The organism is Caulobacter henricii, from assembly GCF_001414055.1.
GTDB classification, from domain to species: Bacteria; Pseudomonadota; Alphaproteobacteria; order Caulobacterales; family Caulobacteraceae; genus Caulobacter; species Caulobacter henricii.
The window spans coordinates 1,054,065-1,079,943 of sequence record NZ_CP013002.1 but is presented as its reverse complement, the minus strand read 5'-3'; the positions used below and the strand labels follow the sequence as shown (position 1 = coordinate 1,079,943).

The following is a 25,879-nucleotide window of genomic DNA, read 5'->3' as shown; positions in this document are numbered from 1 at the left end:
GATGACTTCATCAGGGTCAGAAGAAAAGATTCCTAAATCAAAAGCTTAGAGCATTTTCGACCCGATAACTGCTTCACACCTATCGGAAAACGCTCCAGGCCCCAACTCTCCTGACGCCGCTATTTGCCGGCCTTCTTGGCGGCGATGTAGTTGTCGATCACGCTTTCCAGGACGGTCAGGGGCGTCATGCCCGACAGCAGGCCCGCGTCGTGGAACTCCCGGATGTCGAACTTCTTGCCCAGGGCCTTGCGGGCCTTGTCGCGGGCACGCAGCCAGACGATCTTGCCGATCATGTAGCTGCAGGCCTGACCCGGCCAAACGCAGTAGCGCTCGATCTCGGTGATCGCGCCGCTTTCCTCGTCGCCCATGGTTTCGGCCATGTACTTGATCGCCTGCTCGCGGCTCCACTTCTTGTGGTGCATGCCGCTGTCGACCACCAGACGAACGGCGCGGAACAGGGCGTCATGCAGCATGCCGATCTGGCCACGGGGATCGGTCTTGTAGATGCCCATCTCGACGGCCAGCTCTTCGGAATAGAGCGCCCAGCCCTCAGCATAGCCCGAGAAGCCGATCACCTTGCGGATCAGCGGCAAACCCTTGGCCTCGTTGGAGAGCGTGAGCTGTAGATGGTGGCCGGGTACGCCTTCGTGCACGGTCAGGGTCGTCAGGGTGTACTTGGCCTGTTCCTTGGTGTCGCGAAGGTTGATCCAGTAGATCCCCGGACGCTTGCCGTCGAGCGAGGGCGAATTGTAGTAGCCGCCCGGCGCGCCGGCCTCGATGGCCTTGGGTACCCGGCGGATTTCCAGCGGGGCCTTGGGCAGCTGCCCGAAATAGGCCGGCAGTTGCTTCTCAATCCACTTGGCCTTGACGTTGAGGTCAGCGATCAGCTGTTCCTTGGCCGCATCGGTGTTCTCGTAGATGTCCTTGCCCAGCTCGGCCATGCGCTGGCCGACCGTACCCTTGGTCATGCCGATGGATTTGAAGAGCTTGTCGGCCTGGGCCTCGATCGACTTGACCGTGTCCAGACCCAGCTGGTGGATCTCGTCAGGCGTCAGATTGGCGGTCGTATAGTTCTTCAGCGAGGTGGCGTAGTAGTCACCGCCGTCCTTCAGGCGCCAAACGCCGGCGTCATGGGTGGCCTTGGGCCGCACACTTTCAAGCAGGACGATCTGGCGCTTCAGGGCAGGCAGGACCGAGTTCAGATAGACCTTGGTCGCCTCGCCGGCCCAGTCACCCTCGATCTTCTTTTCGGCAGTACGGCGCACGATCGACTTGATCAGCGGAGCCTCGGCCGTCGGAGTGTCGGCAAAGGCCTTCATCTGGATCAGGGTCTTGTCGATCACAAAGTCGGGGGGGATCACGCCGTCGGCGTAGTCGCGCTTGGCGATGATGGTTTCCTGGTCCATCAGGCGGGCAAAGCCCTCCATCCGCTGCAGGTAGGCGTCCGCGTCGGCCCGGGTTTCGATTGCGTGCTGGGTGTCGAGGAAGTCAGGCATCGACTGGTAGCTGCCTGTCAGCTGGCTCAGCACATAGGGCGCACCAGAGCCGCCACCGGCATAGGTGAACTTGCTACCCTCGTCCTGCACCGCCAGGGTGAACTCAACGGTGTCGTAATTGACAGCGTCCATGCCCGACATTGACTTGCGGTCGATGGCGCGCAGGGCCTTCAACTGCTCGCGGGTCTGGACCGCGCCTGCGGCGAGAGCCTCAAAGGATCGATCGCTGAGCAGGCCCTTGGTCCAGGCCAGGTCGCCCTTGTCCAGACCCAGCCCCGTGGCCAGTTCAGGGGCTTGCCGCAGCAACTTGGCCATGGCGTCGTCGAACAGGGCATTCATCTTGGCCACTTCGCCGTTGGCGGGTGCGGCGGCCTGGGCGAAGGCGAGCGACGGAGCCGAGGCGGCGAGGCCGGCGGCCGCAGTGGAGAACAGCATCTGACGGCGAGTTTGCAAGGCGAGACCCCTAAAGAACGTTTTGTTGGGCGAATGCGTAGGCCCAGAGCCGGATGACCGTAAATTAATTTCTCTTAATCCGGAGCCGGGCGTGGCTGCTAAGGTCGAAAGGGTCAGTCGCCCCGGTCGAGGGTCACGTAGAGCTCACTCTCGATCACCCACTGGCCGGTGACCTTCTTCCAGACTGCCAGATAGGTCCCGGACTGTTCGGGCACGCCCTTCCAGGATCCGACCCAGCGGCCGCGCTCGGCGGCCCGCAGTCCGGCACTGTCGAGTTCGACCGCCTCGCTGGTTCGGACATAGGCGATGAAGGCCGGGTCGCGGAACTGGGCCTCAAAGGCGGCGATCACCTCGCCCGCCCCCATCAGCAGGGAGCCGTCGCCCGCGATCAGCCTGACCTGGGGATCGAAGAACGGCGAGAGCCGCGCTGCCGTCTTGGCGGCGATCAGTTTGTTGGTCAGCTTGCGGCGGGCGGCGATGGCGTTTTCAGGCGTGGTCATGGGCCAGGTCTCGCAAAGCGGTTGCGGCGGTGTAGCCTGCCGGATCACCGCGCCGCAAACTGAGTCGCCATGACCACCCTCCCCCCCGTGATCGTCACCGAACGCCTGACCCTGAAAGCCTCCGAGCTCAGTGACTTCGACGACAGCGTCGCCATGTGGTCCGATCCCCAGGTCACCCGCTTTGTCGGCGGCCGGCCTTCGACGCCGGAGGAGAGCTGGGCCCGCCTGCTGCGCTCGCGCGGCCTGTGGCCCCTGCTTGGCTTCGGCTACTGGGCAGTGCGCGAAACTGCGACGGGGCGCTATGTCGGCGAGGTCGGCTTTGCCGACTTCCATCGCGAGATCACGCCCAGCTTCTTTGGCCAGCCGGAAATGGGCTGGGTTCTGGCGTCCTGGTCGCATGGTCAGGGCTACGGAACAGAAGCCGTGACGGCAGGCCTCGCCTGGATCGACCAGACCCTGGCCCCGCCGCGGGTGCCCTGCATTATCGATTCGGCCAACGTCCCGTCACTGGCCCTGGCCCGCAAGACCGGTTTCAGCCTGGTGACGGAAACGGCCTACAAGGACGCGCCGATCATGCTGCTGGAGCGCAAGCCCTAAACGGGGTGGACCCAGCCGTGGGGATCGGCCGCGCGACCACGCTGGATTCCGATCAGGGCGCTACGCAGTCGCTCGGTCATCTCGCCCTCGGCACCATTGCCGATCGCGAAGTCCCCGGTCACCGTCCGGACCGTGCCGATGCCCGTCAGTACTGCGGCCGTGCCGCAGGCGAAGACTTCCCGCAACCGTCCGCTGGCGGCGTCAGCGCGCCACTGCTCGAGCGAATAGGGCTCCTCGCGCACTGTGATCCCCTGTTCGCGCGCCAGGGTAATGATGGCGTCGCGGGTGATGCCCGGCAGGATAGTGCCGCCCAGGGGGGGCGTCTGCAGGCTGCCGTCGTCCATGCGGAAGAAGACGTTCATGCCGCCCAGTTCTTCGATCCAGCGGCGCTCGACCGCGTCGAGGAACACCACCTGGTCGCAGCCATGGGCGATCGCTTCGGATTGGGCCAACAGACTGGCCGCATAGTTGCCACCGCACTTGGCCGCGCCCGTGCCGCCCAGGGCCGCACGAGTGTAGGTCTCAGAGACCCAGACCGAGATCGCCGAGGCCTTGTTCTTGAAATAGGCCCCGACCGGTGAGGCCAGGACCACGAACAGATACTCCGAGGCCGGCTTGACCCCCAGGAACACCTCGGTCGCGAACATGAAGGGCCGCAAATAGAGGCTGCCTTCACCGTCGGGGATCCAGTCGCGATCGATGGTGACCAGTTGCTCGACGGCTTCGACAAACAGGGCTTCCGGCAGTTCGGCCATGGCCATCCGACGCGCCGACTCCTGGAACCGGCGGGCATTCTGTTCAGGCCGGAACAGGGCCGCGCCGCCGTCCGCCGTCCGATAGGCCTTCATGCCCTCGAAGATTTCCTGGGCGTAGTGCAGCACCGAGGAGGCCGGGTCCATCGGGATCGGACCGCGCGGTTCGACCCGGGCATCATGCCAGCCCTTGGCCGCCGTGTAGCGAATGGTCACCATGTGGTCGGAGAACACCCGACCAAAACCGGGATCCGCCAGCAGCTCGGCGCGGCGCTCCGCAGACGTTGGCGCGGGATGCGGCCCATGGGCGAACGAGACGGTGGCGGCTGTGGTCATGGGGCGCTTGGCTCTCGCTCAAGAAGTTCGGTCGCGGCGCGAACACGCCACAGCGATGGAATGGATATGCCAGACGCCCGCCGTCAAGACCCGAGGCGTTGAAGACCGGATCAGACTGCCCTCTGTGACGCCGAAAATCGCCTAGATATCCCCGCCAACGTTGGGCGCAAGTCCGGGTGCCCGGGCCACGTGAATGCCGCACTCGGTCTTTTCCTGACCGGCCCAGCGACCGGCCCGCACGTCGTCGCCGTCTTCGGCCGGCTTGGTGCACGGCCAGCATCCCACTGAAGGAAAGCCTTGAGCGACCAGCGGATGGGCCGGAAGGTCATGCTCGATAACATAGGCGTCAAGCTCGGCCCTGGACCAGTTGGCCAAGGGGTTGAACTTGATCTTGCCCTCGGCCTCCTCGACCACCGGCAGGGTCAGACGATCACCGCCATGGAAGCGCTTGCGGCCGGTGATCCAGCCTTCAAAGCCCGTCAGCGCGCGGTCGAGGGGCAGGACCTTGCGGATATGGCAGCAGCCGTCGATGTCCGTCCGCCAGAGGTCGGACCGGGGATCCTTGACTGCCAGATCGGCAAAGGCCGGACGCAGGTCCCGAACATCGGTCAGGCCCAGGCGAGTCGCCAACTGCCTGCGATAGTCCAGGGTCTGGCCAAACAGCATGCCGGTATCAAGAAAGAGCACGCTGATATCCGGCGACACTCGGGCGGCCAAATGCAGCAGCACGGCCGATTCCGCCCCGAAGGACGACACCAGTGCCAGGCTGTCGCCAAAGGTCTCATAGGCCCGGGTCAGGACCGCCAGCGGGTGGGCATCGCGCAACTCGGCGTCCAGCCGGGCTGCCAGGCTCGGCACGGCATCCGTCTGGTCGTAGGCCATCAAGCCGTTCTTTCCTCAAGGGCTGTTGGACGAGCGTCGGCACCGCGCTGGTAGACATGGCGGAAACGCCCGGCGGCCTTGGCCCAGGCCTCGGGACCCGCGCCGTCGGCGGGCTCGAAGGCGTCAAATCCGCAGCGGACCATGAAGCCGGCCTGCTCCTGCAGCACGTCGCCGACCGCGCGGACCTCGCCGACATAGTTCAACCGCTCGCGCAGGAGCCGGGCCGAAGTATAGGCACGGCCATCGCGGAACTTCGGGAAGACCACCGCCACCACCGCCAGACGCGGCAGGTCATAGGCCAGGCCCTCGACCTCTTCGTTGGACTCGATCCGCACGCCGACCTTGCGGCTGTTGGACGCCAATAGCGCGTCGCCTTCGGCCTGAAACCGGTTCAGCGACAGGATAACATCGCCGGTTTCCGGGATCGCCTCCTCGTCGGTGACGTTGACGAAGCTATTGTCGACGAAGGCCGCGACGCCGTTGGTCAGCTTAATCAGCCTGGACATAGACTGCCTCCTTGAAGGGCTCGAGACCGACGCGACGATAGGTATCGAGGAACCGCTCCTCGCCGTTGCGGAGCCCCAGATAGGCCTCCACCAGGGTGTCGATGGCCCCGGCGACCTTGTCGGCCGGGAGGGCGGGGCCGAGGATCTTGCCGATCGAGGCGTCTTCCGCGCCCGATCCGCCCAGCGACAGCTGGTAGAATTCCTCGCCCTTCTTATCGACGCCGAGAATGCCGATGTGGGCCACGTGGTGGTGACCGCAGGCATTGATGCAGCCACTGATCTTGATCTTCAGTTCGCCCACCTTCTCGGCCCGGTCCTCGTCGGCGAACTTGGCGGCGATGTCCTGGGCGATGCCGATGGCGCGGGCATTGGCCAGGGCGCAGTAGTCCAGGCCCGGGCAAGCGATGATGTCGCTGGCCAGATCGATATTGGCCGTCGCCAGCCCTGCCGAGGCCAGGGCCGCGTGGACGGCCGGAACGTCGTCCAGCTTGACGTGCGGCAGGACGAGGTTCTGGGCGTGGGTCACCCGGATATCATTGAGGCCATACTGCTCCGCCAGATCGGCCACCAGATCCAGCTGATCGGCCGTCGCGTCGCCGGGCGTCTGGCCCTGGGCCTTCAGCGAGATCTCGACAATGGCGTAGCCGGGCTTCTTGTGCGGCTTGATGTTGTTGCGGGCGAACCGCTGCAGGGCCGGACTGGCGGCACGGGCGACTTCGAAGACCTCCGACACGGCCGGCAGGGCCTCAAACGGCGTCTGGGCGAAGGCACCGCGGATGCGGGCCAGCTCGTGATCAGGCAGGTCGGCGCGAGCGGCGTCGATCTTGGCCCACTCTTCCTCGACCTGACGGCCAAACTCTTCGGCCCCCAGGGCGGCGACCAGGATCTTGATCCGGGCCTTGTAGATGTTGTCGCGGCGGCCGTGGCGGTTATAGACCCGCAGGACGGCTTCCAGATAGCTGAGCAGACGGCCGACCGGCAGGTGCTCCTTGATGGTCGGGCCCACATGGGGCGTGCGCCCCTGGCCGCCGCCGACGATCACCTCGAAGCCCAGTGAGCCATCACGCGCCCGGCGCAGCATCAGGCCGATGTCGTGCACCTTGGCCGCCGTGCGATCCTTGAGCGCGCCGGTAATGGCGATCTTGAACTTGCGCGGCAGATAGCTGAACTCGGGGTGCAGGGTCGACCACTGGCGGATCACCTCGGCCCAGACACGCGGATCGTCGATCTCCTCGGCCGTGGCCCCGGCATAGGGGTCGGCGGTCGTGTTGCGGATGCAATTGCCGCTCGTCTGGATCGCGTGGAGATCGACCTCGGCCAGGGCATCAAGAATGTCCGGCGCGTCCTTCAGCTTCACCCAGTTAAACTGGATGTTCTGACGCGTGGTCATGTGACCGTAGCCCTTATCATAGGTCCGGGCGATCCAGGCCAAACGACGCATCTGGGCTGCGTTCAGCGAGCCATAGGGTATGGCAACCCGCAGCATGTAGGCGTGCAGCTGCAGATAGAGGCCGTTCATCAGCCTCAGGGGCTTGAACTGGTCCTCGGTCAGCTCGCCTGCGAGGCGACGCTGGACCTGACCGCGAAACTCATTGGAGCGGTCGATCAGGAACTCGCGATCGATGACATCGTACTGGTACATCGTTACTTCCTGCGGATCAGGTCGACCCGGCCGGTCGAGCGGGCGGCACCGGCGGCATGGCGCAGGGCGTCGACGGCCTCGCCGCCTTCGGCCTGCTTGCCGTGGGTGGGTTCGTTGGTGGGGCCAAGGGCCCGGATACGTTCGCGATAGCTGACCGGAGCCCAGTGGCCCTCGGACGGAGTCAAATCGATCGGATAGACGTCGACGACGATCGTCGGCTGACCCTTGCCCTTGGCAACAGCCGTCTCGACGGCGGCGTCGTCATTGTCGAACAGCTGGGCGTCGCCAAAGGGCTCGACCCACTGGCCGGTCTTCCAGAACACGACCTCGCCGTCGAGCAGGCGGTTGGCGGTGATGGCTTTCATGAGCGCAGGCTCCGCTCGAGCGGTTGATAGGAGGAATGGGCGTCAGCGACCGGCGCGACGTCGGCCATGGCCATGGCCTCGCCGACCATCAGCAGCGCAGGGCCCTTCAGGCCCTCAGCGGCGCCAGCAAGGCCGGCCAGGGTGGTCAGGATACGGCGCTCGTCAGCGCGGCTGGCATTCTCGACGATCAGGGCCGGTGTCGAGGCCATGCGGCCGGCGCCCATCAGGCGACCGGCGATCAGACCCGCGGTCGAGACGCCCATATAGACTACGACGGTCTGGTTGGGCCGGGCCAATGAGGCCCAGTCCAGGTCAGGCTCGCCATGAGCGGCATGACCGGTCACGAAAGTGACGGCTTGCGCAGAGCCACGATGGGTCAGGGGCGCGCCGGCGCTCGCTGACGCAGCCAGGGCAGCAGTGACACCAGGAACGGTGTGGCACTCGACGCCCGCCGCTCGGCAGGCGGCCAGTTCCTCGCCGCCCCGCCCGAACAAAAACGGGTCGCCGCCTTTCAGCCGCACGACGGTCAGACCTTCCAGGGCGAGCGCGACCAGCAGCTGGTTGATGTCATCCTGCGGCAGGGTGTGGCGCGACTTGCGCTTGGCCACATCGATCCGCTGGGCCTTGGCGGGTGCCAGATCGAGGATATCTGCCGACACCAGGCCGTCATGCACAATGACGTCAGCGGCCTGCAGGACCCTCAGGGCCCTGACCGTCAGCAGGTCGGGATCACCCGGACCCGCGCCGACAAGATGGACGATGCCTGGCGCGCGCGGGGCCTCGTTGCCGCCGAGAACGACGAGCCCGGGCTTGCGATTTCGGGCCGGAACGCGGGACATGATTTATAGAACCTCTATCGATGCAGTCGGGATAAAACCTTGCAATGCAAGACGGGGCCGCCCCGAAGGACGACCCCGCGCGCACAAGCCGATGAAAAGGGCCGATCCATCAGCAAGCCCTTGCAAACTGGTTCCCGGCGGTCCAATTCGCAAACAAGGACTTCTGCCGAGGCGTTCAGTAAAACTCATGGAAAGACAGACCGAGCGCCGTCGCCTGCCGCCGCTGAACGCCCTTCGCGCGTTCGAGGCGGCAGCACGCCACCTGAACTTCAGCCGGGCTGCCGACGAGCTTTCCGTGACGCCTGGTGCTGTCAGCCAGCAGATCCAGAACCTGGAAGACTATGTCGGCGCTGCCCTGTTCAAGCGCACGCCCAAGGGCCTGCTGCTGACTGATGCCGCACAAACCGCCTTGCCCGCCCTGCGTGAGGCTTTCGACCGTCTGGCTGAGGCCGCTTCGCTTCTGACGGCCGCCGTCGACGGCCGTCGCCTGACCCTGACCGCCGCCCCATCCTTTGCCGCCAAGTGGCTGGTGCCACGCCTCGGCAAGTTCGAGCAGGCCCAGCCCCAGGTCGATGTCTGGCTGTCGGCAGGCATGGAAGTGGTCGATTTCGCGGCCGGCGAGGTCGACCTGGCGATTCGCTACGGCTCCGGCCGCTATCCGGGCCTTGAGGTCATCCGACTGCTCAGCGAGACCGTGGTACCAGTGGTCAGCCCCGCCCTGCTGGCCGAAAACCCTCTGTTGGCACCCGAGGATCTCTCTCACCACATTCTGCTGCATGACGGCTCGCCCGACGCCGACGACAGCTGCCCCGACTGGGCCATGTGGCTGGCGGCGCGTGGCCTGCGCAGCATCGACGGCTCACGCGGCCCCCGCTTCAACCAGTCCAGCATGGTCATCGAAGCCGCCGCCAACGGCCGCGGCGTCGCCCTGGCCAAACGCACCCTGGCCCAGGCCGATCTCGATGCCGGACGCCTGGTGATCCCCTTCGAGATGGCCACGGCCGTCGACTTTGCCTATTACGTCGTCCATCCCAAGACCAAGGGACGACTGCCTCAGGTGAAGGCCTTCGTCTCCTGGCTCAAGGACGAGGCCGCTGCCCACGAGGCAGCGCTGCTCACAATGGACAACGGCGCAGGTATCTAGAGCTACATGGTCAAGACAAAGATCGAGGTCGGCGAACGGCTGGTTCCCGACGACTGCCAGACCATGCTCGACGTGCGTCAGGGCGTTGATGCCCTGGACCGCGCCCTGGTGGCCCTATTGACCGAGCGTCAGGGCTATATGGCGGCGGCTGCCCGCATCAAGGCCGACCGCACCAAAGTCTTTGACCGCCCCCGGATCGAGGACGTGGTCAGCAAGGTCAAGGCCGCCGCACGCGAGGCGGGCCTGTCAGAATCGATCGCCGAGCCCGTATGGCGCACCCTGATCGATCGCTGCATTGCCTATGAGTACGACAGTTGGGACAAGACCAAGGGCTGAGGCATCAAGCCCCAGCCCACGCCTCATCTATCGGTTGCCGCCGATCAGGTCACCCAGGCCGCCCAGTAGCGAACCTTCACCCTGGTTGCCGCCCTGGCCTGCAGCGGCCTGCATCATCCGGCCCGCCAGACGCGAGAACGGCAGGGACTGGATCCAGACCTTGCCCGGCCCGCGCAGGCGAGCAAAGAACAGGCCCTCGCCACCAAACAGCACGCTCTTGACCCCGCCGGCCATGACCAGGTCGAAGTCAACATCGGGGGTGTAGGCGGCCAAACAGCCGGTATCGATGTGCAGTTCCTCGCCCGGCTGAAGCTCGCGCTCGACCAGGGTTCCGCCCATCTGGACGAACACCCAGCCGTCACCCTCCAGCTTCTGCATGATGAAGCCCTCACCGCCGAACAGGCCGGTCATCATCCGCTTCTGGAAGTGAATGCCGATGGACACCCCGCGCGCGGCGGCCAGGAAGCTGTCCTTCTGGCAGATCAGCTGGCCACCCAGCTGGCCCAGGTTCAGAGGCAGGATCGAACCCGGAGTCGGCGAGGCGAAGGCGACCCGCGCCTTGCCCTGGCCGGTGTTTGTGAAGACGGTGGTGAACAGGCTTTCGCCGGTGATCAGCCGCTTTCCGGCCCCCAGCAGCTTGCCCATGAAGCCGCCGCCCTGTTCGCCCGAGCCGTCGCCGAACACCGTGGTCATCTCGACACTGGCGTCCTTCCAGACAAAGGCACCGGCCTCGGCTATGGCGCTCTCGCCCGGATCCAGCTCGATCTCGACGAACTGGAGCTCCTGCCCCTTGATGTCGAAGTCGATGTCGTCGGCGACATTGGCGTTGCGCTGATGATGCCAGGGGCTGGGGGGCATGGATGGGGCTCCGTTGATTGACGCGCCAGCTTAGCCGGGCGGCGAGCAAGCCTCCAATTACACATCCTTTATTTGACGCGCCCTGGCGGCTCAGCCCTTCAGCGACCTCAGCATCTGTTCGTGGGCATAGGCGGCAATGTCCAGCAAGGCGGCGTCGAGCGCGGTCTTGACCCCCTCCAGGCTCTCCTGGCCGGCCTCGGCCCGTTCGCAGACCTCGCCCAGTGCAAAGGCCCCGACCCCCCGCGCCGCGCCCTTGACCGTATGCACCGCATCACGCCATCCGGCATGGGCCGGATCGAGCATGGGGGTCCACATTGCGGCCTGTTCGCGAAACAGCGCCAGCACCTCATCGACCACCCCGGCATCGCCGGCCGCGAACCCCTCGAGATAGGCGAAATCGACCGCGCCGCTGATGTCTCGTCTAGCCACGAAATAGTCCCTTGCGTTCCAGGAATCTTTGCGTATGTTCCGCGCCTCGCCGCCGGGGCAGTCAAGAGCTTCGGACCGAGCGGGCGCATAGCTCAGTTGGTAGAGCAGCTGACTCTTAATCAGCGGGTCGTAGGTTCGAATCCTACTGCGCCCACCATTTTCCGCTTAAACTTCAAGATGTTGAACCTTCCCCTTGGGGGCAGGCCGAAGACCTGCGCCGTAACGGGCGACCTTGGCGGGCATGGATGAAACACGCTGACCTCCGCGCCAGGCGCACTGACGCCTAGCTTGGCCCTTCGCCTACGCCGCCGACACCCGAAAGGCCAGCCATGCTCTGGCTTGCAGGGGGAGCGTGATCAGGGGCCTGATCGAACGCTGGCGCCGAGCCGGCCTACAGCAGCACGCAAACTCTGACGATCGGCGATCCGGATGTCGGCCCCCTGCACCGATACCCCGAAGGGACCGAGGGCAGCCATGGTTCGCGACAGGTTTTCCGGCGTCATCCCGAGCAGCGACGCCAACAGATGCTTCGAGTAAGGCAGGCGTATCTCGGCGCAGCCAGAGGCCCCCGCCGACAAGGACAGCAGGAAATCGGCCAGCCGTTCCTGGGCACAGCGCAGTCGCTGCGCCGCAGCGGTGGCAACCAGGTCCTGATAGTCGTTCGCCAGGGTGGCAGCCGCCTTGGCTGCAAGGCACGGATCCCGCGAGACCATGCCGAGAAAGAGGGAGTGAGGAACGAACAGCACCCGGCACCGTTCCGCCGCCCGCCACGTCGCCAGCGGGCTGGTACTGGCCATGACGCAGGCCAGGTTCAACACCTGGGGCGCTGAGACGACGGCCAGCACCGCACGGCGACCATCGTCATCAATTCCCAGCGCCGCGATCCCCTCCTGCAGCACGATCAGGTCGTCCCCCTGATCGTCGGCCCGGATCGGATCCCCCTTGTCAAAGGTCAGGCTTCCGGCTGCATCGAGCAGGGCCGCGCGATCCGCCAGGGTCAGATCGGCGAAAAGGCCAAATCCGGCCAGGCCATCCGCGCGACGGCCGGCGGGCGGCCGCCGCGCCCCGGTGCGCTCGATCGGGTCAAACCGCTCCGCGTGGATGGTCATGCACTTTTCCGGCGAGACACGGTATCGGCCAGAAGACACTGAACCGCGCTGCCCAGCTTCTGAACATTGAGCCGATTGGCGGCGAGCGCCTCCGTCAGCTCCTGGCAGTCGAGTGTGGCGAACCGAACCTTCACGCCGCCATTGGCCGTCCGGTCAACCAGTCCATCCTGCTCAAGGCGCACGACCTGCCGGCGCGTGGTCTCTACCGGCATGGACAGGGCCCGGGCGATCGACGACAGGCTCACCGGACGGCGCGGATCATCACCGTCAAGTTCGCCTTCAGCGGGCAAGTGTACTTTGCTCAGGGCAAGGGACGAGGCCTTCAAGGCCGTCAGATAGACGAGGCCGCGCGAAACATCCCCGTCAAACAGCCGACCCAAAAGCGCGACCGTCTGCAAAAGGTAGTCCGTGCCCAGATCGAGGTACTGGCGCTCGAGCAAGGATGGCGAAGTGGCCGGCATCGATAGTCTCCCTGCTACAAGCTTGCCCTTTCCGCGCCGGCGCGAATTGATTGGTGTCAAGACAGACCCATGATCGTCCCAATCCGCCGCCAGACGGCGGGGGGCGCAGGCGCTAGATGACCTTGGAAAAGCCGTCGCCGCCGGTTGAACGGCGGTCAAACACCTGAGCGATCAGACGAACATAGGGGCGGCCACGCGTCGTCACCTCGACCCTGTTGTCCCGGACTACGGCCAGACCTTCGTGGACCAGGGCCTGCAAGGCCGCCAGATCTTCAGCAAACACCGAGACACCAAACCCGTGGCCGAGCGCGACCCGGGACAGGTCGACGCTGAAATCGCACATCAGGCGCTCGATCACCTCGCCACGCAGGCGATCGTCCTCCGTCATCTGCAGGCCGCGGGCGACCGGAAGGCGGCCGGAGGCGATCGCGTCGCGCCAGGCGACTTCGGCCGGAAGGTTCTGGACATAACCCTGTGGCAGGCGGCCGATCGAAGAGGCCCCAAAACCCAGCAGGGTCTGGCAGGTGTCAGCCGTATAGCCCTGGAAGTTGCGCCTCAGCCGGCCGGCGGCCTTGGTCACCGCCAGACCATCTTCCGGCAGGGCGAAATGGTCGATGCCGATCGCGACATAGCCGGCCGCCACCAGGCGCTCGGCGGCGGCCTGGCTCTGCTCGAAGCGGGCTTCCGCCCCCGGCAGTTCGGCTTCAGGCAGCAGCCTCTGATGCGGCTTGGCCCATGGCACGTGGGCATAGCCGAAAAGGGCGATGCGCTCGGGCCGAAGGGTCAGGACGGCATCAAGGGTGGAGCGGACATCGGCGATGGTCTGGCGCGGCAGGCCATACATCAGGTCGAGATTGATCGAGGCGACCCCGGCCGCCCGCAACCAGCCCACCGCACGCTGCACAGTCTCGAATGGCTCGATGCGATTGACCGCTTCCTGAACATGGGGTGCGAGATCCTGCACCCCCAGGCTGGCCCGGGTTAGGCCATGATAGGCGGCGGCCTTGACCCAGGCTTCGGTCAGGGTGGCGGGATCAAGCTCCGCCGAAATCTCGATTCCCGGCGCAAAGCGAAACACATGCCTGAGCGCACCGAACAGCCGGACCAGGTCGTCGCGCGACAGCATGTTGGGTGTGCCACCGCCGAGGTGCAGAGCTCCGGCACCCAGTCGGCCTGGCAGCCGGGCCTCGACCAGGGCGAGCTCTTCGACCAGGTTCTCGACATAGTCACTGATCAGGCTGGCCTTGTTGACCACGCGGGTATGGCAACCGCAGTACCAGCAAAGCCGGGAGCAGAACGGCACATGGACGTAGAGCGATACGCGCTCGGCCGGGTCCAGAGCGGCCAACCACTGGCCATAGACCTCGCTGTCTACCGCGCCGGTGAACTGCAGGGCCGTCGGATAGCTGGTGTAGCGCGGCGCGCGACTGTCTCGGACGTCAAACGCCGACGGTCGGGGCGTCACCACTGGGTCTGCGACGGCGATTTTGGTCAGCGTGGCGGTCGTCATGGTCGAGGCTCCTCAAACTCGACCGCGACTTTTCCATGCTGCTCCCCCAGCAACCGTGATCTGGATCAATCGGCGCGCGGCGGCGGAAGGTCTTCCAGATGATCATACAGGATGCGCTCGGCATCGCCCTTGGGGTCATCATACTGACCCGACCTCATGGTCCACAGGAAGGCCGCGAGACCAAGGCCCCCCAGAGCCACCGAAGCCGGGGCCAGAAACAGCAGGATCGTCATTTGGGCATCCTGACCGAGCCGGGCCGCAGGGCATTGAGCAGCACGACCATCGATGAGCCCGACATCGCCAGGGCGGCAATGAACGGATTGAGCAGACCGGCCATGGCCGCCGGAGCCGCGACAACATTGTAGAGGGCCGAGAAGGCGAAATTCTCCAGGGCGCGCCGTCTGGCTGTGCGGGCCGTTACAATGGCCTCAATGACCACCGACAGGCGCTCGCCGGTGAAAACCAGATCGGCCGCGCTCTGTGCTGCATCCACCGCCGCAGACGGGGCCATGGAGGCATGGGCCCGGGCCAGCGCAGCGGCGTCATTGAGGCCGTCTCCCACCATCAGGACCCGCCGCCCGGAGGCCTTCAACGCATCGATGGCCGCAGACTTCTCGAGGGGTGTCAGACCGGCGCGCCAAGCGGTGACGTCCAGTCCCACAGCCTTAGCCACCCGTTCCACCGGCCCGGCCAGATCGCCGGACAGGATCTCCACGCTCAGCCCCATGGCCTTGAGGCCTGAAATGGTCGCGGCGGCGTCGGCGCGCGGCTGGTCCTCGAATGCGAAGCGGATCTTCACATCATCCTCGAACCCGAACCAAAGTTCGGTTTCGAGCGCGCCCGCGCTCTGCAGGCCCACAAAGGCTGCTCGGCCAAGGCGCGCGCGGCGGCCGTCGATCAGGCCTTCGACGCCCTGGCCGGCGGTTTCCACACAGGCCTCGGCAACGGGTCCAGCACCGGCCTCGGCCGCCAGGGCACGCGCCAGGGGATGACGTGACGCCCGGGCCAGTGGCGCGGCCATGGCGACCAGATGAGCGGGCGCATCAAGCAGCCGGGGCTGACCCTCTGTCAGGACACCTGTCTTGTCGAAGACCACATGGTCAATCTCGGCCAGGCGCTCCAGCGCGGCCCCGGACTTGACCAGCACCCCGCGACGGAAGAGCCGGCTGCTGGCGGCGATCTGGACGGCGGGCACCGCCAGGCCCAGCGCGCAGGGACAGGTGACGATCAGAACAGCAGCGGCCCGCAGCAGGGCTTCGCGCGGCCCCAGGCCCAGGGCCCAGCCGCCGACGAAGGTCAGGGCCGCCAGGCTATGAACCACGGGGACATAGAGAGCGGCCGCCTTGTCCGCCAGGCGCACATAGTTGGAACGGCTCTGGGCCCCGGCCTCCATCAAGCGACCGATAGCCGCCAGGGTGGAATCCTCGCTGCGCGCCGTGGCCTCCATCACCAGACGGCCGCTGAGATTGAGCGCGCCGGCATGGACGGGCGAGCCGGGAGCAACAGCGGCCACGGCGGTCTCACCGGTGATCAGCGCATTGTCGAGGGTCGACTGCCCGTTTTCCACGCGGCCATCGACGGGAATGCGGTCGCCCGGTGCCACAACCAGGCGGTCGCCCACCCGAACCTCGGCGATCGGAACCCCCTGCTCCAGGGGCCCGACCAGCCGCACGGCGAACGGTGTCTGCAGGGCCAGGAGGTCGCGGGCCGCCGACCGGGCTGTACTGCGCAGGCGGTGATCCAGGTAGCGGCCGATCAGCAGCAGAAACAGCAGGGTGACCGCCGCGTCGAAATAGGCGTGTGGCCCGCCCAGAATGGTCTCGGAAAAGCTGACGATCAGGGTCAGGATCACGCCGATCGAGATCGGCACATCCATATTGGCCTTGCCGCGCCGCAAGGAGGCCCAGGCCGACCTGAAAAAAGGCCTGCCGGCGAACAGGGCGCAGGGCGTCGCGATGATCGCCGCCATCCAGTACATCACCGTCAGGGTTGAGGCGTTCAGCTCCTGGCCGAACAGGCCTGCCCAGGCGGGGACGGTGAACATCATCACGTTGCCGGCACCGAAGCCCGCGACGCCGAGGGCTACGGCCAGCTCGCGGCCCTCCCGGTCCTGGGCGGCGGCGGCCTCGCTCGGGTCAAACAGGCAGGCTCGGTAGCCCAGACCTTCAACGGCTTCGACGACCCGATCAGGATTGGCCGATACGGCCCTGAGATCGACCGCCAGCTTGCCGGTCGTCAGGTTGAGGCGCGCGCCGTCCACGCCGGGCAAGGCGGCGACGGCCTTTTCGATCTTGCCGATACAGCCGGCGCAGCGGGCCCCATTGACCAGCAACTCCAGCCGCCCCCTGCCCGAGGCATCACGCCGGACGAAGGCCTCGAGATCGCGAGGAACGGCAAGAGACGCGGTCATGGAGCCACCAGACGGCTTTCGATCTCGAACTTTTCGCTCGCATTGCGGGCGGTGGCGTGCAGATCCCAGGCCCCGTCCAGTCGCGCCTCGGCCCGGTACCAACCCTCGCCCGCCGGCTTGAAGTTCAGGGTTTGCCGGCCCGTTTCAGTCGCCGGACGCTCCAGCACCCCTGTCAGAGACAGGTTTGAGAGCGGCCGCCCGGCCTTGTCCGACATCCGCAGGGCGACAACGCCGGGCTCGGGGCGCTCGATCACGGCGGCCCAGCCAAGCGCTTCCTCGCGCTGGCGCTGGGCCAGGGTGCGGTTGAAGGCCAGTCCGGCCTCATAGGGGTTTGAAGCCACCTCTCCCGAAAAGCTGCGATAGGCCTGGACGATGAACAGGGTGTCCACGGCAATGATCAGGGCGAAAAACGTCACCATGCCGGCCAGAACATGCCAGCCGGTGATGCGTCCCTTTTCAGCCGGGGGCAGCGAGGATGCGAGATGGGTCATTTCGGATTCGCGGCTCCGGAAAGAAAGACGGTCTTGGCGTCGGACTGGATCTCGCCCGAGCGCACGATAAAGCGACCAGGAAGGCTGTGCGGGCGGTCGGCATCGGGCGGCACGGTCACGAAGACGCGTGCAGCGACGACCTCGTCAGCAGGCACCAGGATGGAAACGCTGGACCCCGCCGGCCGCCCCGGCTGGCTGAGGCGCGCGCCGTCGAGGCCGGCGAAGGCGACCTCGAACTGACGATCCTCGAAGGTCCGGTTGGCGATCTTCAGGGTATAGCCATCGCGCACCGCCCCGTCGTGCATGCGCACGAAGATCGGGTTGCGGTCGCGGATTACATGGACATCGGCCAGGGGCCTTGTGATCAGGCCCCACAGGGTCAGGCCCGACACCAGGACCAGGGCCAGGGCATAATAGATGGTCCGGGGCCGGATTGGCCTGTAGACCGCCTTCTGACCGCAGGCACGGGCCGCGACGGCAGAGTCGGTGTCATAGGCAATGAGGCCTGTGGGACGCCCCAGTCGGCCGAGGATATCGTCACAGGCGTCGACGCAGAGGCCGCAATTGATGCATTCCAGCTGGCTGCCGTCACGGATATCGATGCCCATCGGACAGACGACGACACACTGCTGACAGTCAATGCAGTCGCCCCGGCCCTCCCAGGACTGGCCCTTCTTGTGGGCACCGCGGGGTTCACCGCGGTCGCGCAGATAGGCCACCTGCAGGGAGTGCTCGTCGAGCATGGCCCCCTGGATCCGCGGCCAGGGGCACATGTAGGTGCAGACCTGCTCGCGCATCCAGCCGGCAAAGACATAGGTGGTGGCGGTCAGCAGGGCGCAGGAGACATAGGCGGTCATGGCCCCCTGCCCGATCCAGAAGGTTCGGATCAGGGTCGGCGCGTCATGGAAATAGAAGATCCAGGCTCCGCCGGTGCCGAAGGCGATGCCCAGCCAGGTCAGGTGCTTGCCAGTCTTGCGCCAGGCCTTGTCGAACGACAGGGGCTGGGCGTCGAGGCGCATGCGGGCATTGCGGTCGCCCTCGAACAACCGCTCGACCACGATGAAGAGATCCGTCCAGACCGTCTGGGGACAGGCATAGCCACACCACAGCCGGCCAAACAGGGCGGTGACCAGGAAAAGGGCCAGGGCGGCGATCACCAGCAGGCCCGTGAAGATATAGACTTCCTGTGGCCAAAGCTGGATGTCGAAGAAGTAGAAGCGGCGTCCGGCGAAATCGACGAGCACCGCCTGCTGCGGCAGATCGCCAGGACGGGCCCAGCGGATCCACGGCGTGATGTAATAGATCGCCAGGGTGACGATCAGCAGCGCCCACTTGATCGTCCGCCAGCGGCCAGAAACCAGCTTGGGGTAGATCGGCTCGCGCGGCTTGTAGAGTCCGCCCCTGGCGTCGCCCTTGCCCTTGGCCCGAGCGGCGGCCGAGACCGTCGTTCGGGCTTCAGGCTTTGGGTGGGTGTTGTCGATGAGGGTGGGCATGGGCCCTACTGACCGCCCGCATTGGCATGGACATAGACCGACAGGGCCTTGATGGTCTCAGGGCTGAGGCGGTTGCCCCAGGTGGGCATGACCCCGCCGGTGCCGGCAAAGATCTGCCCCCGGATGGCAACACGGTCGGATCCGTAGAGCCATTCGCTGTCCGTCAGGTTCGGGGCACCGACCGACGGCATGCCGCGACCGTCAGCACCGTGGCAGGCGACGCACTGGCTGGCATAGACTGGTGCGGCGCGTGCTACGGCTCCGGCATCAGCAGGTCGGCCCGACAGCTTGACCACATATTCCGTCAGGTCGCTGATCGCCGCCGGTTCCAGCAACTGATCCCGACCGAAGGCCGGCATCTGCGAGGTCCGGGTCTGGGGGTGATCGGCGCGAATGCCGACCGTGATGGTGTGCTGGATATCCTCCAGCGTACCACCCCAGAGCCAGACATCGTCGCGCAGATTGGGATAGCCCTTGCCGCCCGTGCCGCCGATGCCGTGACAGGTGGCGCAGTTGTCACCGAACACGGACTGACCGACCTGCTGGGCATAGGCCTGCAGCTGGGGATCGCTCTCGATCTGGGCGAGGCTGGCCTTTCGGATCATCGCCGCGCCGGCACCCCGGTGGACATCGAGAGCCGCGAGATCGCTGGTCACTTTGGCCCGATCGGACTGACCCAACAGGCCCTTGGTGTAACCATGCAGGCCCGGCCAAGCGGGCATCAGGATCATGTAGACCACTGCGAAGGCAATGGTGCCGTACCAGGTCCATAGCCACCAGCGCGGCAGCGGATTGTCGAGTTCACGGATGCCGTCCCACTCGTGACCGGTGGTTTCGACGCCCGAGACGTCATCGGTTTCGCGTTCGGACGCCATCAGAGCATTTCCTCGTCATCCAGCGGCATGCGCGCGGCATGCTGGAATTCCGCCTTCTTGGAAGGCCACAGGGCGTAGACGACGCCCGCCAGGAAGATCAGGCCGAAATAGATCAGCCCCGCCTGCTGGGCGAACCGCGCCACGGTTTCGTAGGTGAGCCCGCTCATCTCTGGTTCTCCGGAGCCTGGGCCTTGTAGGATTTGAAATCGACCAGGGTGCCGAGCATCTGGAGATAGGCGATGGCGGCATCCATCTCGGTGATCTTGTCGGGATTACCGTCGAAGTCGCGGTTGACCACCTTGGTGCCGTAGCGTCCGCGCAGCCCGACCGCATCGGTCGAGAAGGGATCGGCCTGGGCCTCGAGATCCTTCTTGGCGCTGGCGATCTGGTCCTTCGTATAGGGGACGCCGACCGTGTGCAGGGTCTGCATCTTGTCGGCGATATCGCTGTAATCCAGCTCCTTCTCGGCCAGGAACTTGTAGGGCGGCATGACCGATTCCGGCACCACCGACCGGGGATCGGTCATGTGATCGCGGTGCCAGGAGTCGGAGTACTTGCCGCCGACACGGGCCAGATCGGGACCCGTTCGCTTGGACCCCCACTGGAACGGGTGGTCATACATGCTCTCGGCCGCAAGGCTGTAATGGCCATAGCGCTCGACCTCGTCACGCAGGGGGCGGATCATCTGCGAGTGGCAGAGATAGCAGCCCTCGCGGACATAGATGTCCCGGCCGGCCAGTTCGAGCGGCGTGTAGGGACGCATGCCGTTGACCTTCTCGATCGTGCTCTGAAGCCAGAACAGCGGGGCGATTTCCACGAGGCCGCCGATCGAGACGACCACGAGGATGCCGACGATGAGCAGCAGCGAATGCCGCTCGAACTTGGCGTGGTGTTTCCAGACAGACATCAGGGACCTCAGGCGATCGCAGGAGCGAGGGCGGCCGGCGTCTCTTCAGACGTGGCTTGGGAAGGCATCAGGATCGTGCGCCAGATGTTGACGATCATGATTACGGCACCGGCGAGGTACATCGCGCCGCCAAGCGTGCGGATGATGTTCTCGACGTGTTTGGCGGAGACCGTCTCGATGAAGCTGTAGGCAAGGAAGCCCTGGGGCGTGTATTCGCGCCACATCAGGCCTTCCATGATGCCCGACACCCACATCGCGGCGATGTAGAGCAGGATCCCGGTGGTCGCGATCCAGAAGTGCCACTCGATCAGCTTGTTCGAGTACATCTCCTTCTTCTTCCACAGCCAGGGCACCAGGCAGTAGATCGCGCCGAAGCTGATGAAGCCGACCCAGCCCAGGGCCCCGGAGTGCACGTGACCAATGGTCCAGTCGGTGTAGTGGCTCAGCGCATTGACTGCGCGGATCGACATCACCGGACCTTCGAAGGTGCTCATGCCGTAGAAGGCGATCGAGACAACCATCATCCGCACTACCGGATCGGTACGCAGCTTGTCCCAGGCCCCCGACAGGGTCATCAGGCCGTTGATCATGCCGCCCCAGGAGGGCATCCACAGCATGATCGAGAAGGTCATGCCCAGGGTCTGGGCCCACTGCGGCAGGGCCGTGTAGTGGAGATGGTGCGGGCCTGCCCAGATGTAGATGAAGATCAGGGCCCAGAAGTGCACGATCGACAGGCGATAGCTGTAGACCGGACGCTGAACGCGCTTGGGCACGAAATAGTACATCATGGCCAGGAAGCCGGCGGTCAGGAAGAAGCCGACGGCATTGTGCCCGTACCACCACTGGGTCAGGGCATCCTGGACGCCCGAGAAAACCCCGTAGGACTTGTGGTTCAGCAGACCGACCGGAACCCCGGCATTGTTGACCAGGTGCAGCAGGGCGATGGTGACGATGAAGGCCAGATAGAACCAGTTGGCCACATAGATGTGCGGCTCCTTGCGCTTCCAGAGCGTGCCCAGGAAGACCAGCAGATAGGCCACCCAGACAATGGTCAGCCAGATGTCCACGTACCATTCGGGCTCGGCGTATTCCTTGCCCTGGGTCGCGCCCATCAGATAGCCGGTGGCGGCCATGACGATGAACAGCTGATAGCCCCAGAACACAAACCAGGGCGCGATGCCCCCGGCCAGCCGGGCCTTGCAGGTACGCTGCACGACCCAGAACGAGGTGGCGATCAGGGCGTTACCGCCAAAGGCAAAGATCACTGCCGAGGTGTGCAGGGGCCGCAGGCGTCCGAAGTTCAGGAAGCCGAGCTCAGGGAAATAGAAGATCCGCGGCCAGGACAGCTGGGCGGCAATCAGTACCCCGACGGCGAGGCCGGCCGCACACCAGAACATGGTGGCGATGACCCCGGCCTTGATCACATTGTCGCTGTAGCGGTCCGGCTCGTCCCGCAGACTGCCCGACGCCAGTCCGGCATTGAGCATGAAGGCCGTCAGAACCGCAGCCAGGGCAAAGGTGCCGGCCTGCAGCTGAAAGATCGGATCATGACTGAGCCCCGTCCCCATGATGGCGAGAAAGGCACCGACGATCGCGAAGGCGAGTAACGCGGCCGACCCTGCGGGCGGGCCTGTATCAGGGAGAGACGGGGCGGACATTCGGACTCCGTTCAGCGAACTTGGCCCTGCCTCCCACGATCTGTTCAGTCCCACTTTGATCCGGATCAAAGCAGAGTTTGGAGAGCTGAATGAGATGGCAACCAGTCTTCCGGAGTCTCCGATGCCCGACCTCACCGCCCAGATCTGGGGCAAGACCCAGACCGCCCTGGCTGCAGTCGCCGTGTTCAGCTGGGGCGTCGCCCTGTGGCAGGCAGCGCCGCGCCTGCTGGCGGGACCGATCTGCAGCAGTGCCCAGGATCTATCAGTGCTGGCGGGTCATTGCCCGGCCTGCCCGGCGACCGTCTTGGCCAGTCTGGCGCTGATGACGAGCCTCGCCCTGCGCTGGCGCGACCTGCGCCGTCCGGCAGCCCTGGCATCCCAGAGCCCACCAGGCGCAGGCTAGACAAGCCTTAAGCGGAGGCCGTGTTTGTGGTCGACCTCGCCCTTTCCTGGCGGGCGCTACCCAGGATGAGCATCCTTATCAATCGTTTACCCAGATTTTGGGGGATATCTTAAGCCGGGTGGGGCCTAATTGCCGAGACGCCCGGGGCCCGCCATGCTGCCTTCAACCATGATCAACCTGGAGAAGGCCCGCGCCCTGATCGCGGACAGCAGTAGTCAGGCGCAAGACATCCTGGCTTCGGTCCTGGCAGGCTTCGGCCTTCGCAATGTTGTCCGTGTTCAGACCGGCCGCGAGGCCCAGGACGAGCTCAAGGCGCGCCCCGTCGATCTGATCTTCACCGATGCCCAGATCAAGGATGTCGATGGCTACGAGCTGATTCACTGGCTCAGGCGGCAGGCCAACGACACCCTGCGCCAGACGCCCGTCATCCTGGTTTCGGCCCACACGCCCATGCGCGATGTGGTCCGCGCCCGCGATTGCGGAGCCAGCTTCATCGTCACCAAGCCGGTTTCGCCTCATGTCATGCTTGAGCGCATTCTCTGGGTCGCCCGCTCGGATCGGGCCTTCATTGAATGCGATGTCTATGTCGGGCCTGACCGCCGCTGGCGAAACACCGGTCCGCCGCTCGAGCATCCCGATGGTCGCCGTCGGGATGACCAGGCAGCAGAGGTCGGTGAGGCCGCCGATCAAAACCTAAGCCAGACCGAACTAGATCAGCTGGTGAAACCGCAAAGGACCGCCGCGTGAGCGAGGTAAAGCGAACCCGGATGAAGCCGCGACTGGCCGAGCTGATCAGCCAGCCGGGCGGCATCTATGCCCAGGAAGCCCTGGCACGCGCCGAAGCGGCGCTTGAGACCCTGCGCGAGCCCCTGCTGGGCTCGATCGACGAGGCCCTGGCCGAGCTTGAGCAGCTTTCAAACCCGTTCGATGTCGACAATATTCCGACGCTATACCGGCTTTCGGGCGACATCATCAATTTCTCGCTCGCCGAGCGGATTGGCGGGGTCGAGCGCGCGGCACGTTCATTGTGCGAACTGCTGGACGAGGCCTTGCCGAACGATCCAACCACCAAGGCCGGCATATCGGTCCATATCGCCAGTCTGCGGCTGTTGCATCGCCGGCTGGACTCCGAGATTGACCAGGCGTCGATCCTCAACGGGCTTGGCCGAATTCTCGCCAAGGCCCGCGAGGCGGCCAAGGCCGCCGCAGCCTGAAGCCCCTTGCCTGCCATCAATCGACGCCTTGACCTTGGGGGAGGTGCCTCAAGTCTCTCGCGGTCTGGCCCAATGCCGCTAAGCTGATCCCAAACGCGCGTTCGATACGGACGCGCCGAATGGATTCGCCCAGGGCCGCATCATGAGTTCCAACCCCGCCGCGACAGCGACCGACCCCCAGCTGCTGGAGGCCCTGCGCGACACGGTCCGAGCCCTGTGTCGCGACTTTCCCGGCAGCTACTGGCGCGGCCTGGATCGCGAGAAGGCCTATCCCACCGACTTCGTCCAGGCCATGACCCGAGCCGGCCTGCTGGGCGTCCTGATTCCTGAAGCCTATGGCGGCAGCGGCCTTGGCCTGACCGCGGCAGCGACCATTCTCGAAGAGGTCCATGCCAATGGCGGCAATGCCGCCGCGCTTCACGCCCAGATGTACACCATGGGCACGGTGCTTCGGCATGGATCCGCTGCGCAGAAGGCCCAATGGCTGCCGGCCGTCGCCGACGGCTCCATCCGGCTACAGGCCTTTGGTGTCACCGAGCCCACCGCCGGCACCGACACCACCTCGATCAGCACCTTCGCCCGCCGCGAGGGCAACACCTATGTAATCAAGGGGCAAAAGGTCTGGACCAGCAGGGCCGAGCACTCCGACCTGATGGTGCTACTGGCCCGCACGACGCCCAAGGAGCAGGTGGCCAAGAAGAGCGAGGGCCTGTCGGTCTTCCTGGTCGACATGCGGGCGGCAAGGGGCCACGGCCTGACGATCAAGCCGATCGCCACCATGCTCAACCACGCCACCACCGAGATCTTCTTTGACGACCTGGTGATCCCGGCCGACAGCCTGATCGGCGAGGAGGGCAAAGGCTTCAAGTATATCCTCGACGGCATGAACGCCGAGCGGATCCTGATCGCCGCCGAGTGCCTGGGTGACAGCAGCTGGCTGATCGGCAAGGCGCGTGACTATGCCAATGAGCGGCGGGTCTTCAATCGGCCGATCGGTCAAAACCAGGGCGTTCAGTTCCCGATCGCCCGGGCCTATGCCCAGGGCCATGCGGCGCGGCTGACCGTCTATGATGCGGCCGCCCGCTATGAGGCGGGCCTGCCCTGCGGCGAGCACGCCAATATCGCCAAGCTCCTGGCCTCTGAAGCCAGCTGGGCGGCCGCTGACATGTGCTTGCAGACCCATGGAGGTTTTGGTTTCGCCGAAGAGTACGACATCGAGCGCAAGTTCCGCGAAACGCGGCTCTACCAGGTGGCCCCGATCTCCACCAACATGATCCTGGCCTATGTCGCCGAGCACGTTCTGGGCCTGCCGAGATCCTATTGATGGCGCAGATATCGGACTGGATCGGCCGCGAACGGCGCAGGGTCGAGGCGCTGGCACCCGGCGACCTGGCGCGCCTCGGGGCCGTGCTCGACCGTCCTGAGGTCCCGCTGCAGGTCCCGCCGGCCTGGCACTGGGCCTGCGCCGTCGAGACGCCCCGGCAGTCACAGATCGGTCCGGACGGCCACCCCCTGCGCGGCGGGTTCATGCCACCCGTCGCCGCGCCGCGCCGGATGTTCGCGGCGGCCGACCTGCGGTTCGAGGCCCCTCTCCTGGCCGGTGCCGAGACCGAGTGGGTCGAACGAATCGCCGCGATCAAGGAGAAGACCGGACAAAGCGGCGTGCTGACCTTCGTCGAGGTCGAACGGCGTATCTCGCAAGGTGGCATTCTTCGTGTCGCCGAAACCCAGACCATCGTCTATCGCCCGGCACCGGTCCCGGGTGAGGCTCTGCCCGCCCCTACCGCCGCACCCGATGCAGCCGACTGGCGCAAGACCGTTACGGCTGACGCGACGATGTTAATGCGGTTCTCGGCCGCCACCTTCAATGCCCACCGCATCCACTATGACCGGCCCTATGCCGTGGAAGTCGAAGCCTATCCTGGTCTGGTGGTGCAGGGCCCGCTGATCGCGCTCTGCCTGCTGGAGGCAGTCCCGCCGGGCCGCGCGGTCACGAGGTTTTCGTTCAGGGCCCTGCGGCCGCTGTTCGACGGCGTGCCGTTCGAGGTCTGCGGCAGGTACATCGATGACGGGGCGCAGCTGTGGGCACAGTCGGCCGAGGGCTGGCTGGCCATGACCGCGCAGGTGGAATTCGCGCCCTAGATCCAGGCCTGTGGCAGTCAGCTGATCCGCGAGGCCTCCGACCTGCTTATCGACCGCCTCCGGACCCTGAT

At 65.6% G+C, this 25,879-nt stretch carries 29 protein-coding genes and 1 tRNA gene; 9 read left to right on the top strand and 21 right to left on the bottom strand.

The genetic code is table 11. From position 1 onward, the window contains the following. Nucleotides 1-119: 119 nt before the first annotated feature. On the bottom strand, nt 120-1,931 hold the full coding sequence (locus AQ619_RS05085; RefSeq protein ID WP_062145128.1) for a DUF885 domain-containing protein: 1,812 nt from the start codon (nt 1,929-1,931) through the stop codon (nt 120-122). A gap of 131 nt (nt 1,932-2,062) precedes the next feature. Then, nucleotides 2,063-2,449, bottom strand: a complete 387-nt coding sequence (locus AQ619_RS05080; RefSeq protein ID WP_062145126.1) for a nuclear transport factor 2 family protein — start codon at nt 2,447-2,449, stop codon at nt 2,063-2,065. A 69-nt stretch (nt 2,450-2,518) separates the two neighbouring features. On the opposite strand from AQ619_RS05080, the gene AQ619_RS05075 reads away from it, so the two are divergent. Further along, nucleotides 2,519-3,046, top strand: a complete 528-nt coding sequence (locus AQ619_RS05075; RefSeq protein ID WP_062145124.1) for a GNAT family N-acetyltransferase — start codon at nt 2,519-2,521, stop codon at nt 3,044-3,046. Here the strand turns inward: AQ619_RS05075 and AQ619_RS05070 are convergent. The 6 genes from AQ619_RS05070 to cobA form a co-directional block, all read right to left on the bottom strand. Next, the gene (locus AQ619_RS05070; protein ID WP_062145122.1) at nt 3,043-4,134 is read right to left on the bottom strand and encodes a branched-chain amino acid aminotransferase; all 1,092 of its coding nucleotides are present in this window, start codon (nt 4,132-4,134) and stop codon (nt 3,043-3,045) included. The genes AQ619_RS05075 and AQ619_RS05070 overlap by 4 nt on opposite strands. A 141-nt stretch (nt 4,135-4,275) precedes the next feature. After that, nucleotides 4,276-5,016 (bottom strand): phosphoadenylyl-sulfate reductase, encoded by a 741-nt coding sequence (locus AQ619_RS05065; protein ID WP_062145120.1) that lies wholly within the window; start codon nt 5,014-5,016, stop codon nt 4,276-4,278. Then, nucleotides 5,016-5,522, bottom strand: a complete 507-nt coding sequence (locus AQ619_RS05060; protein ID WP_062145118.1) for a DUF934 domain-containing protein — start codon at nt 5,520-5,522, stop codon at nt 5,016-5,018. The genes AQ619_RS05065 and AQ619_RS05060 overlap by 1 nt, the downstream gene beginning before the upstream one ends. Beyond that, nucleotides 5,506-7,164, bottom strand: a complete 1,659-nt coding sequence (locus AQ619_RS05055) for a nitrite/sulfite reductase (RefSeq protein WP_062145117.1) — start codon at nt 7,162-7,164, stop codon at nt 5,506-5,508. The genes AQ619_RS05060 and AQ619_RS05055 overlap by 17 nt, the downstream gene beginning before the upstream one ends. Before the next feature lie 2 nt (nt 7,165-7,166). Beyond that, nucleotides 7,167-7,529, bottom strand: a complete 363-nt coding sequence (locus AQ619_RS05050) for a DUF2849 domain-containing protein (RefSeq protein ID WP_062145115.1) — start codon at nt 7,527-7,529, stop codon at nt 7,167-7,169. Then, nucleotides 7,526-8,368 carry a uroporphyrinogen-III C-methyltransferase gene (gene cobA, locus AQ619_RS05045; RefSeq protein ID WP_062145113.1) on the bottom strand — a complete coding sequence of 281 codons (843 nt, stop codon included), beginning with the start codon at nt 8,366-8,368 and terminating at the stop codon, nt 7,526-7,528. Before cobA ends, AQ619_RS05050 begins: the two co-directional genes overlap by 4 nt. A gap of 187 nt (nt 8,369-8,555) precedes the next feature. Here cobA and gcvA point away from each other — a divergent pair, with 187 nt between their 5' ends. After that, nucleotides 8,556-9,512: a transcriptional regulator GcvA gene (gene gcvA / locus AQ619_RS05040; RefSeq protein WP_062145111.1), complete on the top strand. Its 957-nt coding sequence runs from the start codon at nt 8,556-8,558 to the stop codon at nt 9,510-9,512. A gap of 6 nt (nt 9,513-9,518) precedes the next feature. Continuing rightward, a complete protein-coding gene (locus AQ619_RS05035) occupies nt 9,519-9,848 on the top strand; it encodes a chorismate mutase (protein ID WP_062145109.1) in 330 nt (109 codons plus the stop codon). Between the two features lie 27 nt (nt 9,849-9,875). Here AQ619_RS05035 and AQ619_RS05030 read toward each other — a convergent pair whose 3' ends face one another. Together AQ619_RS05030 and AQ619_RS05025 are read right to left on the bottom strand one after the other, a co-directional pair. After that, nucleotides 9,876-10,706: a TIGR00266 family protein gene (locus AQ619_RS05030; RefSeq protein ID WP_062145108.1), complete on the bottom strand. Its 831-nt coding sequence runs from the start codon at nt 10,704-10,706 to the stop codon at nt 9,876-9,878. A 90-nt stretch (nt 10,707-10,796) separates the two neighbouring features. Beyond that, the gene (locus tag AQ619_RS05025; protein ID WP_062145106.1) at nt 10,797-11,135 is read right to left on the bottom strand and encodes an Hpt domain-containing protein; all 339 of its coding nucleotides are present in this window, start codon (nt 11,133-11,135) and stop codon (nt 10,797-10,799) included. A gap of 81 nt (nt 11,136-11,216) precedes the next feature. On the opposite strand from AQ619_RS05025, the gene AQ619_RS05020 reads away from it, so the two are divergent. Then, nucleotides 11,217-11,292 (top strand) — tRNA-Lys (locus AQ619_RS05020). A 199-nt stretch (nt 11,293-11,491) separates the two neighbouring features. On the opposite strand, the gene AQ619_RS05015 is transcribed toward AQ619_RS05020, so the two are convergent. From AQ619_RS05015 to ccoN, 11 genes are all read right to left on the bottom strand, one after another. Further along, nucleotides 11,492-12,244 carry a helix-turn-helix domain-containing protein gene (locus AQ619_RS05015; protein ID WP_062145104.1) on the bottom strand — a complete coding sequence of 251 codons (753 nt, stop codon included), beginning with the start codon at nt 12,242-12,244 and terminating at the stop codon, nt 11,492-11,494. Then, complete coding sequence (locus tag AQ619_RS05010) at nt 12,241-12,705, bottom strand: hypothetical protein (RefSeq protein WP_062145102.1); 465 nt, start codon at nt 12,703-12,705, stop codon at nt 12,241-12,243. The genes AQ619_RS05015 and AQ619_RS05010 overlap by 4 nt, the downstream gene beginning before the upstream one ends. 112 nt (nt 12,706-12,817) lie before the next feature. Then, a complete protein-coding gene (hemN, locus tag AQ619_RS05005; RefSeq protein WP_062145101.1) occupies nt 12,818-14,215 on the bottom strand; it encodes an oxygen-independent coproporphyrinogen III oxidase in 1,398 nt (465 codons plus the stop codon). 65 nt (nt 14,216-14,280) lie between these two features. Then, the gene (ccoS, locus tag AQ619_RS05000) at nt 14,281-14,448 is read right to left on the bottom strand and encodes a cbb3-type cytochrome oxidase assembly protein CcoS (protein ID WP_062145098.1); all 168 of its coding nucleotides are present in this window, start codon (nt 14,446-14,448) and stop codon (nt 14,281-14,283) included. Then, the gene (locus AQ619_RS04995; protein ID WP_062145096.1) at nt 14,445-16,625 is read right to left on the bottom strand and encodes a heavy metal translocating P-type ATPase; all 2,181 of its coding nucleotides are present in this window, start codon (nt 16,623-16,625) and stop codon (nt 14,445-14,447) included. The genes ccoS and AQ619_RS04995 overlap by 4 nt, the downstream gene beginning before the upstream one ends. Continuing rightward, nucleotides 16,622-17,116 carry a FixH family protein gene (locus AQ619_RS04990; RefSeq protein ID WP_062145094.1) on the bottom strand — a complete coding sequence of 165 codons (495 nt, stop codon included), beginning with the start codon at nt 17,114-17,116 and terminating at the stop codon, nt 16,622-16,624. The genes AQ619_RS04995 and AQ619_RS04990 overlap by 4 nt, the downstream gene beginning before the upstream one ends. Further along, nucleotides 17,113-18,609: a cytochrome c oxidase accessory protein CcoG gene (gene ccoG, locus AQ619_RS04985; RefSeq protein WP_062145091.1), complete on the bottom strand. Its 1,497-nt coding sequence runs from the start codon at nt 18,607-18,609 to the stop codon at nt 17,113-17,115. Before ccoG ends, AQ619_RS04990 begins: the two co-directional genes overlap by 4 nt. Nucleotides 18,610-18,614: 5 nt before the next feature. Next, on the bottom strand, nt 18,615-19,484 hold the full coding sequence (gene ccoP, locus AQ619_RS04980; protein WP_062145090.1) for a cytochrome-c oxidase, cbb3-type subunit III: 870 nt from the start codon (nt 19,482-19,484) through the stop codon (nt 18,615-18,617). Further along, entirely contained in the window at nt 19,484-19,651 is a 168-nt protein-coding gene (locus AQ619_RS04975) for a cbb3-type cytochrome c oxidase subunit 3 (RefSeq protein WP_062145088.1), read from the bottom strand. The genes ccoP and AQ619_RS04975 overlap by 1 nt, the downstream gene beginning before the upstream one ends. Then, complete coding sequence (gene ccoO / locus AQ619_RS04970; protein ID WP_062145085.1) at nt 19,648-20,391, bottom strand: cytochrome-c oxidase, cbb3-type subunit II; 744 nt, start codon at nt 20,389-20,391, stop codon at nt 19,648-19,650. The genes AQ619_RS04975 and ccoO overlap by 4 nt, the downstream gene beginning before the upstream one ends. 8 nt (nt 20,392-20,399) lie before the next feature. Further along, nucleotides 20,400-22,049: a cytochrome-c oxidase, cbb3-type subunit I gene (gene ccoN / locus AQ619_RS04965; protein ID WP_062145084.1), complete on the bottom strand. Its 1,650-nt coding sequence runs from the start codon at nt 22,047-22,049 to the stop codon at nt 20,400-20,402. A gap of 121 nt (nt 22,050-22,170) precedes the next feature. On the opposite strand from ccoN, the gene AQ619_RS04960 reads away from it, so the two are divergent. The 5 genes from AQ619_RS04960 (at nt 22,171) to AQ619_RS04940 (ending at nt 25,808) form a co-directional block, all read left to right on the top strand. Then, nucleotides 22,171-22,452: a hypothetical protein gene (locus tag AQ619_RS04960; RefSeq protein WP_174515171.1), complete on the top strand. Its 282-nt coding sequence runs from the start codon at nt 22,171-22,173 to the stop codon at nt 22,450-22,452. Between the two features lie 153 nt (nt 22,453-22,605). After that, a complete protein-coding gene (locus AQ619_RS04955) occupies nt 22,606-23,199 on the top strand; it encodes a response regulator (protein WP_062145082.1) in 594 nt (197 codons plus the stop codon). Further along, a complete protein-coding gene (locus tag AQ619_RS04950) occupies nt 23,196-23,666 on the top strand; it encodes a hypothetical protein (protein ID WP_166504143.1) in 471 nt (156 codons plus the stop codon). The genes AQ619_RS04955 and AQ619_RS04950 overlap by 4 nt, the downstream gene beginning before the upstream one ends. Nucleotides 23,667-23,808: 142 nt before the next feature. Then, the gene (locus tag AQ619_RS04945) at nt 23,809-24,990 is read left to right on the top strand and encodes an acyl-CoA dehydrogenase family protein (protein WP_062145079.1); all 1,182 of its coding nucleotides are present in this window, start codon (nt 23,809-23,811) and stop codon (nt 24,988-24,990) included. Beyond that, nucleotides 24,990-25,808, top strand: coding sequence for an HTD2 family dehydratase (locus tag AQ619_RS04940; RefSeq protein WP_062145077.1), 819 nt, complete (start codon nt 24,990-24,992; stop codon nt 25,806-25,808). Before AQ619_RS04945 ends, AQ619_RS04940 begins: the two co-directional genes overlap by 1 nt. The last annotated feature ends 71 nt before the right edge of the window (nt 25,809-25,879 follow it).